This is a genomic window from Pedobacter cryoconitis (genome assembly GCF_001590605.1).
Classification (GTDB): Bacteria; Bacteroidota; Bacteroidia; order Sphingobacteriales; family Sphingobacteriaceae; genus Pedobacter; species Pedobacter cryoconitis_A.
Window position 1 is genome coordinate 1,867,265 of the sequence record NZ_CP014504.1, and the last position, 19,070, is coordinate 1,886,334.

General features: G+C 37.6%; 14 protein-coding genes. 7 read left to right on the forward strand and 7 right to left on the reverse strand.

Annotated features, from left to right (window positions below; all coding sequences use genetic code 11):
• Nucleotides 1-334: 334 nt before the first annotated feature.
• Nucleotides 335-1,492 carry a zinc-dependent alcohol dehydrogenase gene (locus AY601_RS07960; protein WP_068398920.1) on the reverse strand — a complete coding sequence of 386 codons (1,158 nt, stop codon included), beginning with the start codon at nt 1,490-1,492 and terminating at the stop codon, nt 335-337.
• 123 nt (nt 1,493-1,615) lie between these two features.
• Between AY601_RS07960 and AY601_RS07965 the strand changes: the two genes are divergently transcribed.
• Complete coding sequence (locus AY601_RS07965; protein WP_068398922.1) at nt 1,616-2,203, forward strand: DUF4142 domain-containing protein; 588 nt, start codon at nt 1,616-1,618, stop codon at nt 2,201-2,203.
• A 43-nt stretch (nt 2,204-2,246) separates the two neighbouring features.
• On the opposite strand, the gene AY601_RS07970 is transcribed toward AY601_RS07965, so the two are convergent.
• From AY601_RS07970 to AY601_RS07990, 5 genes are all read right to left on the reverse strand, one after another.
• On the reverse strand, nt 2,247-2,840 hold the full coding sequence (locus AY601_RS07970; protein ID WP_068398925.1) for a hypothetical protein: 594 nt from the start codon (nt 2,838-2,840) through the stop codon (nt 2,247-2,249).
• Nucleotides 2,841-2,947: 107 nt separating this feature from the next.
• Nucleotides 2,948-3,331, reverse strand: coding sequence for a hypothetical protein (locus AY601_RS07975; RefSeq protein WP_068398927.1), 384 nt, complete (start codon nt 3,329-3,331; stop codon nt 2,948-2,950).
• An 81-nt stretch (nt 3,332-3,412) separates the two neighbouring features.
• Entirely contained in the window at nt 3,413-4,054 is a 642-nt protein-coding gene (locus tag AY601_RS07980; protein ID WP_198163642.1) for a LysE family translocator, read from the reverse strand.
• 5 nt (nt 4,055-4,059) lie between these two features.
• Nucleotides 4,060-8,757 (reverse strand): DUF3320 domain-containing protein, encoded by a 4,698-nt coding sequence (locus tag AY601_RS07985; RefSeq protein ID WP_232324719.1) that lies wholly within the window; start codon nt 8,755-8,757, stop codon nt 4,060-4,062.
• A complete protein-coding gene (locus tag AY601_RS07990; RefSeq protein WP_068398932.1) occupies nt 8,741-9,091 on the reverse strand; it encodes an MmcQ/YjbR family DNA-binding protein in 351 nt (116 codons plus the stop codon). The genes AY601_RS07985 and AY601_RS07990 overlap by 17 nt, the downstream gene beginning before the upstream one ends.
• A 575-nt stretch (nt 9,092-9,666) precedes the next feature.
• On the opposite strand from AY601_RS07990, the gene AY601_RS07995 reads away from it, so the two are divergent.
• Nucleotides 9,667-12,021: a TonB-dependent receptor gene (locus AY601_RS07995; protein WP_068398935.1), complete on the forward strand. Its 2,355-nt coding sequence runs from the start codon at nt 9,667-9,669 to the stop codon at nt 12,019-12,021.
• On the forward strand, nt 12,021-13,127 hold the full coding sequence (locus AY601_RS08000) for a PepSY-associated TM helix domain-containing protein (protein WP_068398937.1): 1,107 nt from the start codon (nt 12,021-12,023) through the stop codon (nt 13,125-13,127). The genes AY601_RS07995 and AY601_RS08000 overlap by 1 nt, the downstream gene beginning before the upstream one ends.
• On the opposite strand, the gene AY601_RS08005 is transcribed toward AY601_RS08000, so the two are convergent.
• On the reverse strand, nt 13,124-13,819 hold the full coding sequence (locus tag AY601_RS08005; RefSeq protein ID WP_068398941.1) for a hypothetical protein: 696 nt from the start codon (nt 13,817-13,819) through the stop codon (nt 13,124-13,126). The two genes, AY601_RS08000 and AY601_RS08005, sit on opposite strands and share 4 nt — an antisense overlap.
• Nucleotides 13,820-13,959: 140 nt before the next feature.
• On the opposite strand from AY601_RS08005, the gene AY601_RS08010 reads away from it, so the two are divergent.
• The 4 genes from AY601_RS08010 (at nt 13,960) to AY601_RS08025 (ending at nt 19,069) form a co-directional block, all read left to right on the forward strand.
• Complete coding sequence (locus AY601_RS08010; RefSeq protein WP_068398943.1) at nt 13,960-14,313, forward strand: hypothetical protein; 354 nt, start codon at nt 13,960-13,962, stop codon at nt 14,311-14,313.
• Nucleotides 14,314-14,415: 102 nt separating this feature from the next.
• Nucleotides 14,416-15,111, forward strand: a complete 696-nt coding sequence (locus AY601_RS08015) for an ABC transporter ATP-binding protein (RefSeq protein WP_068398946.1) — start codon at nt 14,416-14,418, stop codon at nt 15,109-15,111.
• Nucleotides 15,112-15,116: 5 nt separating this feature from the next.
• Nucleotides 15,117-17,621 carry a TonB-dependent siderophore receptor gene (locus AY601_RS08020; protein WP_068398948.1) on the forward strand — a complete coding sequence of 835 codons (2,505 nt, stop codon included), beginning with the start codon at nt 15,117-15,119 and terminating at the stop codon, nt 17,619-17,621.
• A gap of 5 nt (nt 17,622-17,626) precedes the next feature.
• The gene (locus AY601_RS08025; RefSeq protein WP_068398950.1) at nt 17,627-19,069 is read left to right on the forward strand and encodes an ABC transporter permease; all 1,443 of its coding nucleotides are present in this window, start codon (nt 17,627-17,629) and stop codon (nt 19,067-19,069) included.
• Nucleotide 19,070: the final 1 nt, after the last annotated feature.

The following is a 19,070-nucleotide window of genomic DNA, read 5'->3' on the forward strand; positions in this document are numbered from 1 at the left end:
GAGACGGAGCGTTTCTTTCTTACGGGAAACCGTAATCAGATAAATTACATTAACAGAACCAATACCCTGAATTACAGTCAATTATTTTTTATGAAAAATAGGGTAAAGGATCACCATGTGAATGATTCAAAAACAAGAAGATATTATTGAAAAATTGTGGAGGGAGGTGTAGTTTAAATTTCTGGCAGTGAAACAGGTAATAGGTATAGTCTTTGGAAGAAAATACTGAAAGATAAACTATCTATTAAGGTTGTAAGTTATTAATGCTGGCATTTATAATTATGTAATGCTAAATTGAGAAATAGAAATCGTCTCAATTTAGCATTACAGCTGGCTATGGTTTTAAAACTACTTTAACACAGTCATCCTGTTTTTCATCAAAGATTTTATAGCCATGAGCTACTTCACTAAGCGGTAATGTGTGTGTAATAATATCATCCAGTACAACCTTCTCTTCTTTTACCAGCGCTATTAGTTTATCAATATAATTCAGAACAGGTGCTTGTCCTTGCTTGATGGTAAGACCTTTATCAAAAATACGGAATAGCGGAAAATTATCATAAGGGCTTCCATATACACCAAGAATTGAAACTGTTCCACTCCTGCGCACGGCTTCAAAACACATTTCAAGGACTTTAATACTCCCCTTTTCAAAATTTATCGTTGCTTTTACCTTATCCATAAAGGTGCGTTCAGGTTCAAAACCTACAGCATCTATACAGACATCGGCGCCCCTTCCCTGAGTCATTTCACGAATAGCAGCTACCACATCAACCTGATGTGGGTTGAGCGTATCCACATTATTCACCGCCTTTGCTTTATCAAGCCGATAGTCTAAAGGATCAATGGCAATTACCCGGCTGGCGCCATGTAACCAGGCAGCTTTCTGCGCCATCAATCCCACCGGGCCAGACCCAAAAATAGCCACAACTTCTCCGCCTTTAAGCTGTGCCCAATCTACACCTGACCAGCCAGTTGGAAAAATATCAGTCAGAAAAAGTGCTTGTTCATCAGTTATATTATCAGGGATAACCCTTGGACTAACATCTCCGTAAGGAACACGAACATATTCGGCCTGCCCACCGGAATATCCACCATATAAGTCTGTATAGCCAAATAAAGCAGCTCCTTTTTGATCCATCATATCACCATTGGGGCCATAATGTTTATAATTTGAATTTTCGCAACTTGGAGAGGCGCCATGATTACAGAAAAAACAATGTCCGCAGGCAATTGGAAAAGGAACAATTACGCGGTCACCCTTCTTCAGGTTTTTTACTTCTGCGCCCACTTCCTCAACAATCCCCATAAATTCATGCCCCATCACCATATCAGTAGTTTGAGGAACGGCTCCACTCAAAATGTGAAGGTCAGAACCACAGATTGCGGTCGAGGTAACTTTGAGTATAATGTCTGTGGCAAGTTCAATTCGCGGATCGGCTACGGTTGTATAACTAATGTCGCCTGGTTTGTGAAATACTGCTGCTTTCATAAGAATAATTTTAGTTTTTGAATACCATGGCAACACACCGAATCAATGATTGTTTAGAGATTTTGAATTTTGATAAACCATAAGCAGATCTCTTTGTTATAGAAAAAACAAAAAACCAATATCATGAAAAAAATAATTTATTCTCTTTCGATAGCTGCGGCTGCATTGGCATTTCAGAGTTGTAATAGTGGTACTAAAGACACTAAAGAAACCGCTGACAGCGTCAATAAAACAAAAGATACAACCTCAAATGTTATGGCTACAGGTGGTATAGCCGTAGAACCATCAGATGCCGAATTTGCTACAAAAGCAGCTGTTGGCGGAATGGCAGAAGTTGAACTAGGCAAAATGGCCTTAACAAAAGCGACAAATACCCAGCTTAAAGATTTTGCCAAGATGATGGTAAGCGATCACGGTAAGGCAAATGAAGAACTGATGTTAATCGCTAAAAATAAAAACATCACATTACCTGCTGCTGTGGATGAAGATCACCAGAAAAAAATGAATGACCTTAGTAAAAAATCTGGTAAAGACTTTGACAAAGCTTATGCTGAAGCCATGGTTGATGGACATAAAAGCACGCTCAAATTAATGCAGGACGAATCAAAAGATGGTAAAGATGCAGATCTTAAGGCATTTGCTTCTAAAACCACTCCAGTTGTTCAGGCACATTTAGATATGATCAATAAGATTCATGACAGCATGAAATAATCAAAAAGAGCGGTATTATGAATACAATACCGCTCTTCTCTCGTTACAATTTGGCTAAAAACCGGTTGATCCTGAATAGGTGATGTTCATCATCATATTTTATTAAATCGGAATCAGTTTGGAAATTAGCATCTATGATATCAAAAGCAGGCTGGTCTTTGAAAGTTCTTTTAAGGTTAGCTAAAGAAAGTAAATGAATTTCACCAGCTACTCCATTGCTAAAATAATATTGAACTAATGGTTTAAAGCCAGTTTGTTTATTACCTGCTTGCTCGGTTTTGTAAATAACTACGCTACCATTTTCCAGTATTTTATATTTAGTACTATAGCTTTTATAAAATCTGTAATCACTCCCATCTTTATCTCTATAGCCATAAATACTGTCTTTTGAGAATTCATGATTTTCCCCATTATGACTTATTCTTAGTGTTTTACCACCAAAAAAGTCATTTAAACGAAGTTTATTATTTGTAGACTGATCGCCGGCAAGATGCAATTGTTTGTTTTTATAATCAGCTGCGGTAAGATAAATCCCACTTTTTGGATCAGTCGTTACCGGATTTAAGTGTGCTGCCTGTGCAATTATATTTGATAAAAATAGAGCAGGCAGAATCATTGAAAACTTTAAATATTTCATTTTTTATGTCTTTATATGAATTAAAAAATCAGAGTTGATGATTATTACAGCGTAATAATCCAGGTTTAAACAAATAGAAATTTGTTTAAATACAATTTGGGGTTTGCTCAGATTCGGTAGGTACAGTTAAAAATATAAATAGGAATTTCACCATGTAATGGAGATGAGGATGCGGAATAAGCAATAAAAACAAGTTTAATAATAGTAAAACCAGAATTAGGATAGTAGCTATCAAAAGTGGCTGGAAACTGTTTGGAAAAACACTTTACGGCACTACTTAGCTGTCCGGAAAGAAGATGAGTATCTTCTATTTTTAAATTATTAAATTGATTTTCACAGCACCTTTCCTTTTCATATTTTTCATGATCAGCTTGTTTAAAAGTAAAGGACACAGATTTAAGCTGTCCACAACAATTAGACTGTTTCATGCCAAAACCGAAGCTGGTTGTAGCATACAAAAGTAACAGTAATATGGACAGTGCTTTTTTCATTTCAGGTATAAAATTATCGAAATTTCATTAAACACATGCTATAACAGCTTGATTTATGCTTTTTGATGACAAAGAAGCGAGCTAAGCATGCCGGTTAGTTAAAGCAACTTTAATACCAAGAATAACCAGTGTGATGCCACAAAATTTATTGATATATCCGGAAATCTTATTATTGTCTTTAAGTCTGATGAAAAATGCAGAAGCAAAAACTGCCAATATCAGACACCAAATCGTACCCATAGTAATAAATGTGAAGCCAAGGGTCATAAATGGCCATACGGTATTTTTCAAAGCTGGATCAATAAATTGAGGCAAAAAGGCGATAAAAAACAAAGCCACTTTAGGATTTAAGACATTGGTAATAATGCCATCTCTATAAACCTTTAAATAATTGGAAGTTTTTTTAGACGTATTGATAACTGTACTTAACTGAGATTTGCCAAAAAGCATTTTCAGCCCAATATAAATGATATAGGCAGCTCCCGCATATTTAATGATATTAAATAGTATTATAGACTCAGCAATAATAATAGAAAGTCCGAATGCCGCTAAAAGAGTATGTATTAAGGTTCCTGTTCCAATTCCCAGTGCAGATATAATTCCAGCCTTTCTGCCTTGCGCAATACTCCGCGACAGAATAAATATAGTGTCGTTTCCTGGAGTGATATTCAGCAATAGTGCAGTTAGTAAAAAGGTTTCAAAATTTATGATTCCGGTCATCATACAATTTATATTGAATTAATTTTTAAATAGGCGCCATCCCTGGCCACTAATCCATTGTCGACACCCGAATCGATTATAATTAATAATTCCTTTCTGATATCCTCAGTAACTCTGTTAAATCCAAATAACCTGGCAATCAAAGGAACGGCCACATCAGCTTGTATAGCAATAGAATCTTCCACAACTTTTTTAATGGCAAGATCCATTTCTTCTGGTGAGATCAGTGCAATTTTTCTAGATCCAGGAGAAAGTTTACTTCTGTCACGTATGACCGGCGTTACCCTATCAACAGCCCATAAAAAATCTCCTTTTCTTGAAATAATACCAGAAGTAATTGCATAATTTACAGCAGCATTGATTGTATATCTGATACGGGACCCGATTTTGCTTGCACCAGCAGCATCTGCAAGCCTTCTTGCTACTTCTTCAAAATGCACTGGTCCTTCTACATTGACTACCTCATTAATCCAGCTTGCGAGCCTGCCAAAAGGAACCAGATGCAACTCTTCAAACATTATCTCTCCCGGCAACACAGCCAGAGTATAGAAAGGGATTTCGACTGTTATTTCCACTTTGGCCTCACGAACCAGTGCTTTAACTTCCTGCTCCAGCTCTTCATCCACAAGATCATCTAAAGAAATTTGCTTTTTAGCGCTTTCAATTGCAGCGACCAAACGCTCTAATTCTCTCTCAGGATTTCTATACCACTCCGGACTCCATATCTTAAAAATCTTCCAGCCAATATTTTCCAGAACTTGTTTACGAAGTCTATCGCGATCTCTGGCAGATTTAGCCTGACTATAGGATTCCCCATCACATTCTATACCCATTAAATAACGACCTGGATTAGCTGTGTCTACTACAGCAAGGTCTATATAAAAACCTTCAGACCCGACTTTTTTACGGACAGTATACCCTGACTTTACCAGGTGTTCATAAATATGATCTTCGAAAGGACGGATAACAGGTACAGGCAAATCTTGTTGTGTATCAAAAGTACCATGCTGAGCGAAATATAAGAAGCTCTTCAGCGCTCTGATACCAAACCTGGTCGTTGCAGTTGGATTGATATCCTCAGCTGTAATATTTGTAAATATCTCACACCTGTACTTTGCACGGGTGATTAATACATTTAATCTTCTTTCTCCACCTTCATTATTGAGTGGGCCAAAGCTCATCGGAACTTTTCCGTCCTCAATCCGTCCATATCCAATACTGATAAAGATTACATCCCGTTCATCTCCCTGAACATTTTCAAGATTTTTAACAAAAAACGGTTCATGACTATGGCTCCTGAAAAAGCTTTCAGTTTCCGGATTTTGACGTCTTTTAATCTCTATTGCATTCTGAATAGATTGCATTTGAGCTGTACTGAAAGCTACAACTCCAAGGCTTTGTTTTGGGTTTTTCAAAGCATGCTCCATTACTGCATGCGCTACAGCTTCAGATTCTACTGGATTAGTACGGGTTTTACCCCGGTCGTACACAGCATCAGGCAAATGATGGAACACCAATCCCATTCTATGTTTAGATCCAGGACTTGGAAAGATCACTAGTTTGTTTTCATAAAACTCATGATTAGACAGGCTAATCAATGATTCATGCCTGCTTCTGTAATGCCAGCGCAGCATCCGTTGCGGAGCCCCCTGTCCGTCACACATTCCCAGAATACTTTGTATATCGGCAGTAACATTTTCTTCATCCTCTACTTCTGCGTTCATTTTATCGAAGAAACTGGTTGGTGGCAGCTGTTTGGTATCACCAACAACCACCAGTTGCTTCCCTCTGAGTAAAGCACCCAGCGCTTCAACAGGTCTGACCTGGCTCGCCTCATCAAAAATTACCAGATCAAAATCAATACTGCCTGGAGATAAGAAATTAGCGATAGACATTGGACTCATCATAAAAACAGGCTTAATAGTCTGAATAGCCAGTCCGGCCTCCAGCATAAGTTTTCTGATTGGCATATGACGTGCACGTTTATTAAATTCACTACGCAATACATTCCATTGACCCCCGCCCTCTTGTTTAGGGACAGATTCAAAATGCTTCAAAGCCACTCTTGCCCGGTTATACTGAAGATTCAGCAAATCAGTCTTATTGAACTTATTGATGATTTCTTCATGAGAAGTACGTTCAAATCCTCGTAATGCTGATTTTTCGGTCATTACTGTTTTGATCAGATATTCGTACCAGGTCTTCTGCAAAGCAATTTTTAAATAATTGGCAGCTCCTTCCCAATTTAATGAAGCCTTGATCAGGTTATCAAATCCATCTTTTTGTACCGACTGGGAAAGGTTGTTCCATTGAACAGCTTGTTGAATTTCGCCAATTCTCAACTTCCATTCTTTTAATTTTAAGAGCTGCTCATTAAAAGGCAATTCTCTGAAATACTGATTTGAATCCATCAATTTTTCATCTAAATCAAGTTTCTTAAATACAGCAACAATACTTGCCTGGTAATTTACCAAAAGATCTTTCAATTTAGACAGGTGTTCCTTAACCAGCACTGGATTTTCGTTTCTGCTTAGAAAAGCTAATACCAATATTGGATAATTGTCAGCAGAAATATGACGATGTAGTTCAGTCAGGAATGCTGCTACTCCTTTTAAGGATTCCCAGTTCGTCTTCAACTTCCTCCATCTGCTTCCAAATAAACGAACGGCAAGCGCTGAATTCTCATCGAGTATGTTACTTAATCGCTTAGCAGCAATGATATCATCAATATATTTTATTTTATCATTCAGGTTCTCAGGCAAAGTGATCCTTGTAAAGGAAGCTAACTGTTTAACACTTCTTTTATAATCCCCTAAAAGAAATTTATACCATTTATGACCATGCGTAATCAGATTTTGACGCAGTTCCAGTACTTGCTGATCCCAGGCTTCCGGATAGAATATGTTTTCATACTGTGCATGTAACGCTGAAAGACCGGCACCTGTTTGAAAGAGCTCTTCAATATCTTCATGATTCAATGTCCATGCCTGATCTTTTACTGCAATGCCCCTCAAATCCGGACTTTCACTTAAAAAGCTCATCAGTGCGATTAGTTTCTCTGTATAGGTTAAAGATAATGAAGCTTCAGTACCGATAAAAGATGAAGCACCCTCAATCTCTGCCTGTAAGTTTTCAGTTATAGTTAATGCCTGATCAATAATTTCAGTTGCCACCTCATTTTCATGTGGCAGGAAAAGTGTTAATCTTGTTCCATAGAAAAGTAATCCGGATGGTTCTCCAATATCTTTTAATCTTGCTTCTATCAAATCTGCACTCACAGAAGCCCGGCGCATTGTATCTGCATTCCAGGATTCGATGTTCTCTATAGGTATGGCAGGAAGTTTGAGTGCACCAAGCTGGGCTGATATTTCTAATAAGTACCCTATTACTTTATGCGCAGAAAGCCCACTTTGCTCAATCAAATCATTCACTGAATTGCAATACTTGTTCAAGATATCTTTATAAGAATCCAATTGCAAAATTTCGTCCCGTAAATGGGTTAATGTTGGCTTACCTAAATCTAATACCCGCTTTAATTCCTCATGTAAATCTCTTTTGTTGGCTTTATGACTATGAAGCTCCAAACAAGCTTCACCAAGATTAATGGAATCTAATCTTCGTTTCACGACTTCAAGAGCGGCCATCTTCTCGGCAACAAATAGAACCTTTTTGCCCTGACCTACTGCATTTGCGATAATATTGGTAATCGTTTGAGATTTACCGGTACCAGGAGGCCCTTGTATGACCATATTTCGTCCTTCATGTACGGCTAACATTGCTAAGACCTGTGAACTATCTGCGTCTACCACATGAAATAACTCATGTGCTTTTGTTTCTTGGTCTAAATTATGTTCTTCAGTAGCCGTTGGTTTGGGTTCATTAAATCCTCCGCCAAATAGAGACATCAAGATTGGATGATCAAATGGTTTATTGCCCTCCGGCCATTTACTACTATCCAGATCATGATAAATCATGAATTTTCCAAAAGAGAAAAAGCCAAGTTCAATTGCATTGGCATCCATCTTCCAAGGCGCCTGATGACTTATTCTTTTTTGAATATCTTCAAAATAATTATTGATATCAAAATCGTCTGAATCTGGTAAATCTGGAATTGTTATATTAAAATCAGCCATCATTTTGGCCTGCAGTGAAAGATTGGCGCCAACCTCACCGCCTGTAAAGCGTAGTCTGAATCTTTCATTGGCACTAGACCGTTCTAAAGATACAGGAATTAATACTAAGGGGGCCAATCTAACGTCATCTGTATTGCCCTTGTCATACCAATTTAGCATACCTAAAGCCAAGTACAAGATATTTACGCCCTGTTCCTCGATGCTGGTCTTCGCAAAATAATAAGTATTGAGAATTTTTGTTTGCAGCTTTTGTTCATTTTCATTAGTCTGCAAGCGGGTATCATGCTGCGCACCCTGTAATTCTTCTTCGCTAAGCACTGGAAGTTCTGGCAATTCATCTTCCTGTTCTTCTTCTTTCCCTGCGCTGCCCAAAAAGGTCATCGCTTTGTTCTGCTTTACAAGAATATCATATATAGATGTTGAATTTTCCTGAATAATACGAAGTCCTCTTGCTTTTGGCGTTTTATAATTCAAAAGCGTATTCCGCATACCAAGATCAAGTAATTCTTTTCTTGAGGCTTCTAGCTTGGGTAATATATTTTCCTGCATCATTTGATTAACCGCCAATTTCATCCTGCTTATTTTTAGGCAGGTTATTAAATATCAATTCATATGAATGATCTATAATCTCATGCAATTGTTTGAAATTGAGACGGCCATTCATATAAACGGTGTTCCAGTGCTTTTTATTCATATGATAGCCTGGTACTATTTCTTCATATTGTTCGCGTAGTATAATTGCACGTTCAGGGTCACATTTAGCGTTAAAACGATTTCCTTCGGTAAGACCAACAAGCAAAAAAATCTTTTCACCGACTTTAAATACCAGGGTCTCCTCTCCAAACGGAAGACCTTCTGTTGCTCCTGGCTTTGATAAACAATAATCTCTTAATTCTTCTATATTCATATACTATATCCAAAGATGCTAATTCTATGTAACTATTTTGCTTTTGTCAACATGATTTTAGCTGCTAGTGAAACCAAAACGCTGGCTATAACCCAATGCTGTATCCTGACCCAAACTGGATTAGCACTAAACCATAGCAGCTTTTGCAGCTACAAAAATCACGCTAAGATTTACTAGTGCGCTCCAGCACTTCCTATCCGGCCGGGATGTAATGAATATGGCACTAGCTACAATAAGGAAAATTAAAAATCCTTTTTATGCGATCATTGGAATCAAGTCAGCTTTTTGTTAAAATTGAAATACAACTGTTAATCTACATTATTAACAATATTAAAGCAATTTAATTTTTAAAACGCCCATTTAATCTATTCCGAAAAATTAGCGTCGTTATGGCCCGTGAAATTCAATAACAGGAAATAAATTATTAGCAGTATGAAAAACCTGTTGGCATATTTAATTCTTAGAAATTATACTGGACTAAACCCTTTTTATAGCGTGCATATCAATTGATAAACCGCTGCAGTGTTATTTGTATTAAATCCAGATAAAAGTATATTTGCCGGAAATCAACATCCATGAAATTTAAACCTTTAACCCTATTCGCTATCCTTTTTATCTTTTTGCTCCCATTTATAACAAAGGCTCAAAGCGGTCAGGGTATATTGATTGGAAACATAACTGACAGTCTTTATCAAAAGATAAGTTACGCCACAATACAGATCAAAAAACTCAATATAAAAAACTCTTCAGATAAAACAGGCAGGTTTCAGCTTAAGGGTATTCCTGAGGGTACTTATACTGTACGTATCTCAATGACAGGATTTCAAACCAATGAAACCCAGGTACGTATTCGGGCAAATGATACGCTAAAAGTAACCTATATACTGGAAGATAAAAATTCAGATTTAAACGAAGTTATTGTCTCCGCAAGCAGGAAGGCAGAATCACTTGCTCAAACTCCTTCTTCTGTAACCATATTAACGGCCAAAGATATCAATACTCAATCTGTGATCAGTCCGAATCTGGCCAATATATTGGCTTATAGTGTACCAGGACTCGGCGCGTCTACCAATCAAACCGGGAACTCAGGTCAGACATTACGTGGTAGAGGTGTATTGGTCTTAATTGATGGTGTACCTCAATCAACTCCTTTGCGCGCAGGTGGCCGCGATATCCGCAGCATAGACCCATCAGTAATTGAGAGAGTTGAGGTTATTAAAGGTGCAACTGCTATCTATGGGAATGGTGCCGAAGGTGGGTTAATCAATTACATTACTAAAAAACCCGCTTCTGGCAAAGTATTAGGTGGCTATTCGCAAATTGGATTAACAGGTAATACTAAAGGAGATAGTACGCTGGGCTATCGGTTAGTTCAGCAGTTTTATGGTAAAAGTGGTAAACTCGATTATATAGTAAGTGGTACTTATGAAAAAACTGGCGTATTCAGGGATGCCAAAAATCAGGTAGTTTCTCCGGATTATGGCTTAGGAGAAACTAAGACCTACAATGGATTTGTTAAAGTTGGTTATGATTTTTCTCCTAAACAGAGGTTAGAATTGATGTATAACTATTTCAGTTCAAGACAGCACTCTGACTACATTTTAAAAAATGGAATATACGGACAAGAGCCGGCAATTGGAGTTCATGGTACGCGTAAAGGAGAAGATGAAGGTACACGCTATAACCATAATGCAAATCTTCAATATAGCAACAAGCAAGTGTTTGGCCAGACAGATTTACAGGCCAATGTATATTTACAAGATTTTTATACGATCTATTCCAATGTGGCTTCTTTTTACGAGGGAGGCCAGTCAGCTATTAAATCTGCAAAAAAAGGCACAAGGGTAAATTTGAATACTCCCCTTCCAGTCTCAGAAAATTTATTGATGCAACTTAATTATGGGGTCGATCTGATGAATGATAAAACTTCACAAAGCTTAACTGATGGCCGGGTTTGGGTACCAGACATGAATATGGTCAATATTGCCCCTTACTTGCAAACTACCGCTAATATTTTTAAAGATCTAACTATTAAAGGTGGATTGAGAGTAGAAAATATCAATATCAAAGTAGACGATTTCAATACACTTGCTACTGGTGCCAACAACGCCGGAAGTATCGCAGTTAAAGGTGGGACACTTAATTATAATGCTTTAGTATTTAATGTAGGTGCCAGATATTCAGCAAGCAGATTATTCAATCCTTTTATAAGTTATGCACAATCTTTCTCTGTTTTTGAATTAGGCAGGGTGCTGCGTGCGGCACAAAGCAACACTCTTTCTCAATTACAGACCAAACCTATCATTGTAAATAATTACGAAGCTGGTTTTAGCAGTTCTCTGGGGCCTGTAAATATGAGTGCAGCTTATTATATCAGTACTTCTAAATTAGGCGCAAACTTGTTAGAGGTTAACGGGGTTTATATTTCTCAAAGAATTCCTGAACGCGTTTGGGGTTATGAGTTCCAGGCAGATTATGCGTTTACAGAAAAACTTTCAGTTGGTGGAAATTACGCTTATGTAGAAGGAAAAGGTGATGTTGATGACGATGGAAAATTTGATGGTACGCAAGATGTTTATTTAAATACAACCCGTATCCCACCTTCTAAATCTACACTTTATTTGAAATACGCTGGCATTAAAAACCTGTCAATTGATGTGAACTGGATAAGAGTTGGAAACAGAGACCGTTTTAAACCTAATGCAACTACAGGTAAATATCTGATTGGAGAAGGCCCTGTAAAAGCCTATAACCTATTTAATCTGGCTACAGTTTATCAGGCTTCAAAAGCTTTAAAGCTTAGTTTGGGACTGGAAAACCTTTTTAATAAAGCTTATTACCCAAGCATATCTCAGTTTTATGGAAACAATTCAGTTTATACCCGCGGAAATGGACGTCGTTTTAACCTTGCAGCTGGTTATTCTTTCTAATGAAAATTATAAAAAAAATTAAAAAAGCAATTGGGCTAGTCCATTTATGGTTAGGGCTTTTTACCGGAATTATCATAGTAATTATCGGTATAACGGGCTGTATATATGTTTTCGAGCAAGAAATCAGAGATTACCTGCAAAAGGATTATGCTTTTGTTCCGGCTCGCCAACTGCCACAGGCCAGCTTAGCTAAACTAATGCAGGAATTTGAAAAGATTGCGCCCGCTCAAAAGGTTACTGGAATTGAGATCAACAATACTGCGCCCAATGCGACTATTAGTTTTACAACCAGCAAACATCATGTTTATTACCTGAATCCTTACAATGGAAGCCTGGTTAAGGAAACAAAGCAAGATTTCTTAGTTACTGTGGAAGAGCTTCATACCTCTTTACTTTTAGGAGATACAGGGAAATTTATTATCCGATGGTCTGTTGTGATTTTTGTATTCATGCTGATTTCTGGCCTTATCTTATGGTTTCCAGGGCAGGTACGGTTGATTAAACAAGCTATTACTATCAAATGGAGCGCATCTTTTAAAAGGGTTAATTATGACCTGCACAATGTATTGGGTTTCTATGCTTCAGGAATATTAATGGTCAGCGCATTATCCGGACTTTACTTTGGTTTCAGGGAAGTAAAGACAGCTGTCAGTTTTTTAAGTGGATCAAAATTTACTGAAGGAGTAAAAGCAGCACCAGCCTTACAACCTATCGTCAAGGAAACTATTCCGGAGCATTATGAACGTATTTACAGGAAAGCAATCGTACAATATCCAGGTGCTATACTGACCAATTTATCAATTCGTAAAGATGGTAATCTCAGACTAAGGTTAAATTATCCATCGGATTGGGCACGAAAGCGGAATACTTTTTTTTATAGCCCGGAGAATGGGCAGTTGATCCGCTCTAAACTCTATAAAGATTTTAACAAGGCCGATTGGATTGAAGCTGGAAATTATAATCTGCACACCGGACGAATGTTCGGTATCTTTGGTAAGATTGTAGCTACTGTAGTTAGCCTGATAGCCGCAAGTTTACCAATTACCGGCTTTATCATCTGGTTGAAGAAAGGAAAGAAGAAGAAAATCAAAAAGCAGAGCTCTTAAGGTCTCTCTTTTATTTTTAATCCCTGCATAAAAGCCAATTTAATAGCGAATGCATCAACAAACTCAGCATGCATTAAATCTACGGTCTTCCCTGCTTCCAATTCTTTATAGAGGTTCAGTAATTGCTTTTTACCCGGTGCATTCATCAAATAGTTATCAAAAAACTGCTGCGCCTGCTCTTTTGAAGCCATACAAAGCATAAAAGCTAAAGGAGTTAACGATGGAGCTGTGTAGCGGTTAAATTTCGTTCCGTTAGTCATCAAAAATTGTATGGCCTCGTTTATATCTTCAAAGAGATTGAATATGGGGATTGCATAAGCTTTTAGCGTATTGACTACTTCTGCGATCGTTTTTTCCTGACTAATCCCAAAAACATTCCATGACTTCCATTCCTGGGAAGGAGAAATATACCCTAATTGATTCGCATATATCATATCATTGCTATAGACGTCATTTGTTTGCACTTTCAGCCACTTCTTCAAGCGTTTAGAAGTAATTTGAATATGTGCCAGCAGTTTAACATAACCATTACTGTTTAAGGTACTGGACTGGAAACTAATTTCAAAAGTAAGGTCTTTATCGGCACTGATCTTTTTCAGACAAGCTCCTTTCTGACTGGCTTTAAATCCGAATTCTGCCAATCCATCATTAATCTGGTTACATGCGGCTAAGAAGATATCTCTGGAACTCATATATTATTTAAGACTCGTTTTAAGGTGCGTAAGTTAAGATTATTATTTGCGATGCATCTTAACCGCCTGGTTGAATTGACTAAAAACAATCAGTTGTAAGTTTTAAAATCAATATTATAATTGTAACTTTGTTGCATCCCATGCAGATAAGACAGAAATTCAATGCTTCGTTACTTTCCAGAATTGGAGCAATATTTCTATTGCTGATTTTTCTAGGTACACCAATGATTGAATCTCTTCATCATCATGGGAAATCAGGGTTTGAAGCAGGTATTGATAAAAAATCTGGTCAAAAGAGCTTTTCTTCTTTCGAAAAAAAATGCAAAGTCTGTGAGTTGATTAAACATCAGTTCCCTCATTTTTATATCCCCGGGCAGGCATTCTCTATTCTTATTCTGCTGCCTGATCAAAAACTGATGTGGCATTTTTTATTACAGTCCAGTTCATCTTTTATCTTAAAATGCGCTAATAAAGGTCCTCCTTTTTTAAGCTGATCTGATTATTTCTCAGTAAAAAAACTGAGCAGTCCCTCCTATTCATAGAATTCTATAATCCGTTTCTTCAGGAATGCATATTCCTGTACACTAATTTTTATTATGCTTCAAGCCATATCATTATCAAAAAATTACCAGGGCAACATTGCATTGGACAACCTTAACCTTCAAGTGAAACCCGGAGAAGTATTTTGTCTTTTAGGACAAAATGGTGCAGGTAAAACCACTACAATTAATTTGTTTCTTGGGTTTATAGCGCCAACCTCCGGAAAAGTTCTGATCAATAATTCAGAGGTAAGACCTGGCGCAGCTGATACACGGAAATATCTGGCGTATATTCCCGAAGTTGTCATGTTATATGGTAACCTTTCAGCTATAGATAATTTAGATTATTTCAGCAGACTGGCGGGATTTATTTATGATAAAAACCATTTGTCCGGTTTCTTGTCGCAATGTGGATTGCAAATGGATGCACACCAAAAACATCTTGCTGGATTTAGTAAAGGTATGCGTCAAAAGGTAGGCATTGCAATCGCATTAGCTAAAAATGCAGATGTGATTCTGATGGACGAACCTACAAGTGGTTTAGATCCTAAAGCAACCGATGAATTTACGGAACTTGTAAAAAAACTAGGCAGTCAGGGCAAATCTATTCTAATGGCTACACACGATATTTTCAATGCAGTTAATGTAGGTACACATATCGGCATCATGCGCAAAGGGCAACTGATCCATACTTTAAATGCCAGCGATATCAATGCAAATGATCTTCAGAAATTATACTTACAAACGATTTAATATCAATGAACTTATTCACTATTGCTATAGTTAAAACTTCCTTCATTTTCAGTTTCGCATTGCTGTTCAGTTTGCAGACAATTGCACAAATTAAAGTGAGTGGAAGTGTGATCTCAGGACAGCATGAACCTTTAATACGTGCTAACATTAAGTTTAAAAATGGAAAAGATATATCAAATACTTCCAGTGATTCTATCGGAAGGTTTCAGCTGGTTTTACCTAAATCAGGTAATTATACAATGACTATCAGTGCAATTGGTTATTTGACCTATCAAAAAGAATATTTGATTGCAGGATCAGCGGAATTAGTATTAAATGATATCATCCTTATCAATTCACAGCAAGAATTACAAACAGTAGAAATTGTGGGGAATACAGCTAAAAAATATTTTAGTGATTATTCATTTTCGGCGACTAAAACGGCGACACTAAATAAAGATATACCGCAATCAATTTCTACCGTGTCTAAAGAACTGATTACCGACAGACAGGCATCAACGCTTGCTGATGCAGTTAAAAATGTAGCTGGAGTATCTCAGAGTAGTTTTTACAATCAATTTGCCATCCGAGGAATCAATCAAAATCAAGAAGGTGCAATTATCAATGGCATGCGCACGCATCAATATTTTTTCAATCAGCCACTGACTGCCAACCTCGAACGTATAGAAGTCATTAAAGGGCCCGCAAGTGCAACTTTTTCCAGTGTTGACCCTGGTGGAAGTATTAATATGGTTACTAAAAAACCATTGGCAGAAGATAGAAAACAGCTCAGTATCTCTGCCGGCAGCTTCAGTACGATGAAAACTGCATTGGATTTTACTGGTCCGCTAAATAAGGAAAAAACTTTATTATACAGACTTAACGCTGCTTATGAAGACAGCAAAAGTTTCAGAGATCTGCAATATAAAAAGGCTTACCTGATCTCACCTTCATTTTCTTATATCCCTGATGATAAAACCAGTATCAATGTAGAACTGGTTATGAATAACAGTAAATCGAGACTAGATCGCGGACAGGCAATATTTGGTGCAATAGCGGGTAAAACTGATTTGAACAGTACCCCTATTACTTTTAATATGGGCGGTAGCAACGATTATTTCAATAGCCAGGATTTAATGCTGATGAGTAATCTTTCGCATGCTATTACTCCTGATGTCGTTTTTAATGTAGCCTATATGAAACAGGCCTGGACTGAAGACCTGCTGGAACACCGTACAACAAATGCATTTGGTGTAGATGAAAACAACAATGCCATACCTACACTTGCTGGTATGCGGGCGGTTCAGCGTCAGCAAAAATGGGACACGAATAACCTGAGTACTTATTTTAGCATAAATGCAAATACCGGAGTATTAAAACATAAGATCGTAATTGGTTATGATGTGATGAGTACTCAAAAAAACAGAGGTGGTGGTGAAAACGCTGCACAAGGATACCGATTAAAAGATGGTACAATCGCTTCTAAATATGATCCTGCCAAGAAAGATCTTTATATTTTTAAAACAGTGAATGGGATCAATGCACCAATACCAAATGTAGCGCATTTTAATCTGGCAAATCCAGTCTATACCATTCGTAATCTGAATGATTATATTTTCACCAAAACTGAAATACCACCAGCCTATTCCGTGGTAAACGGAATTTATGTACAAGATCAGGTAAGTTACCGGAAACTGATTCTTACCCTGGGTTTAAGACAGGAATGGTATGAAGATTATAATAATTATAAGCTAAACACGGAGCAAAAAATCTCTCGAAAAAAGTTACTGCCCAGATTGGGAGTTACCTATGCAATAACGAATAACATCAATGTTTATGGTACTTATCTGGAAGGTTATCAGCCCCAGGGAAATACTTCTACCCTGGTTATCGTTCCTCCTCCTGCCGGAACCAATTATAAACCTTTGGAAAGCAATTTAAAAGAGATTGGTTTGAAATCTGAATGGTTAAACCGCAAATTAATGTTTACTATAGCACTGTTCGAAATTAATCAGAAAAATCTGCTTTTAAATGCAAATGACCCTGTAGATGTCAACCTGCTTATTGAACGCGGGGCACAAAGAAGCAGAGGTCTGGAAATAGAAGCAGCTGGTTTTATCCTGCCACGCTGGCAATTTAATCTGGGATATAGTTATACCGATGCAATTATTAAACAAGATAATGACGTGACCTTGATTGGTCAACGGGTTCAGAATACACCTAAACATAGTGGCAGCATATGGACAAGATACGATCTGAAAGACAACAAATTTTTTAATGGAATTGGCTTTGGTACAGGTGTGCAATATAGTGGTGATAAACTACCATTATACATCAGAAACTTCACCTTACCTGCTTATACGATTGTGGACGCAGCCATCTATTATACTCCATCTAAAACAAAAGTGCAGCTGGCTATGAATGTAAACAATGTTTTCAATAGCACTTACTGGGTTGGTGCTCAAAATTATCTCCGCTTATTTCCTGGAACCCCCAGGAACGTAATGTTTAATGTAACCTACAGATTCTGATCCTCATGAAAACAATATTTATAATTTCCGGCCGGACATGGAAAACCGCCTTTGAAAACAAAGCAACTATCGCCCTCACACTAATTTTGGGGCTGACCTTAGGGCTGGCAACTTTAATTGGCTGGCAAAATTTCAATACACAGAACAGTCAGCGTTTAAAATATAAAGAAATAGTCAGGCAAAAGTGGTTATCAAAGCCCGATAAACACCCGCATAGAATGGCACATTATGGCTATCTGGTATTCAGGGATAAACATGAACTGAGTTTTTTTGATTTTGGCATTGAAAGTTTTGCTGGTGTATCTATTTTTCTGGAAGCTCACAAACAAAATACAGTTAATTTTTCTGAAGCCGGCTTTTCAAATGGGATGCTCCGTTTTGGTGAACTCAGCGTTGCGATGGTGTTACAATTACTTGTCCCCCTGCTGATCTTCTTTTTAGGTTATAACAGCATCTCTGCAGAGCGGGAAGCAGGTACACTCAAAATATTACTATGTCAGGGTGTAAAATGGCATGAACTGCTATTTGGCAAGGTCCTGGGAATTATTTTTATAAGTTTCACGTTATTTATTCCGGTTATTTTAATGACCATTATTTTATGGGCAGCATTGAGCAACTGGCAGGTATCGGCAGACTCCAGTCTTCGTTTATTTCTGTTGATAGCAGCATATTGCCTTTATTTTATGATCTGTGCAGGAGTTGCTGTGCTGGTATCAGCCTTTCACCAAACATCCAAAGCAGCTTTAACCAGTTTACTGGTTTTGTGGGTATTCTTCACCTTGGTGATGCCAAGGATTACACAGGCTGTTGGTGTTAAGATCTATCCTTCACCGGCCAAAATTGAATTTATGGCAGCTATAGAGGCCGATTTGCAAAAAGAAGGTGACAGCCACAATCCCGATGATCCGCATTATGCAAAATTCAAGGCCGACGTACTGAAGAAATATAAGGTGGATGAGGTAGTAAAACTTCCATTTAATTATGGCGGTTATGTGATGGCTGAAGGAGAAAGAATTTCGGCTGAAATTTACAGCAGGCACCAGAAAGAATTGAACAAGACCTTTGAAAATCAAAACAGCTTTGCGGTTGCAGCGAGTTATTTGAATCCTTTCCTCGCGATAAAAAATCTATCTATGGCACTTACAGCTTCAGATTTCAAAACCTATGTTGATTTTCAGGATCAGGCGGAAGCTTATCGTTATCAGCTTGCCCAGCATATGAATAAGCTTCAAATGGAGAACATCAGCAATGAAAAGCTTGGAGAAAAAGAAAAAGCAGCAAGTATCAGCCATACGCATTGGGCGGAGCAACCGGATTTTCAATATCGCTTTAAAACTGTAAACTGGGTAATTACAAATCAGCTGGGTACCATTCTTTCTATTTTATTATGGTTTACAGCTGTATTAATAATGCTGGCAATTTCATCAAAATGGATCAAAACCTTATAAC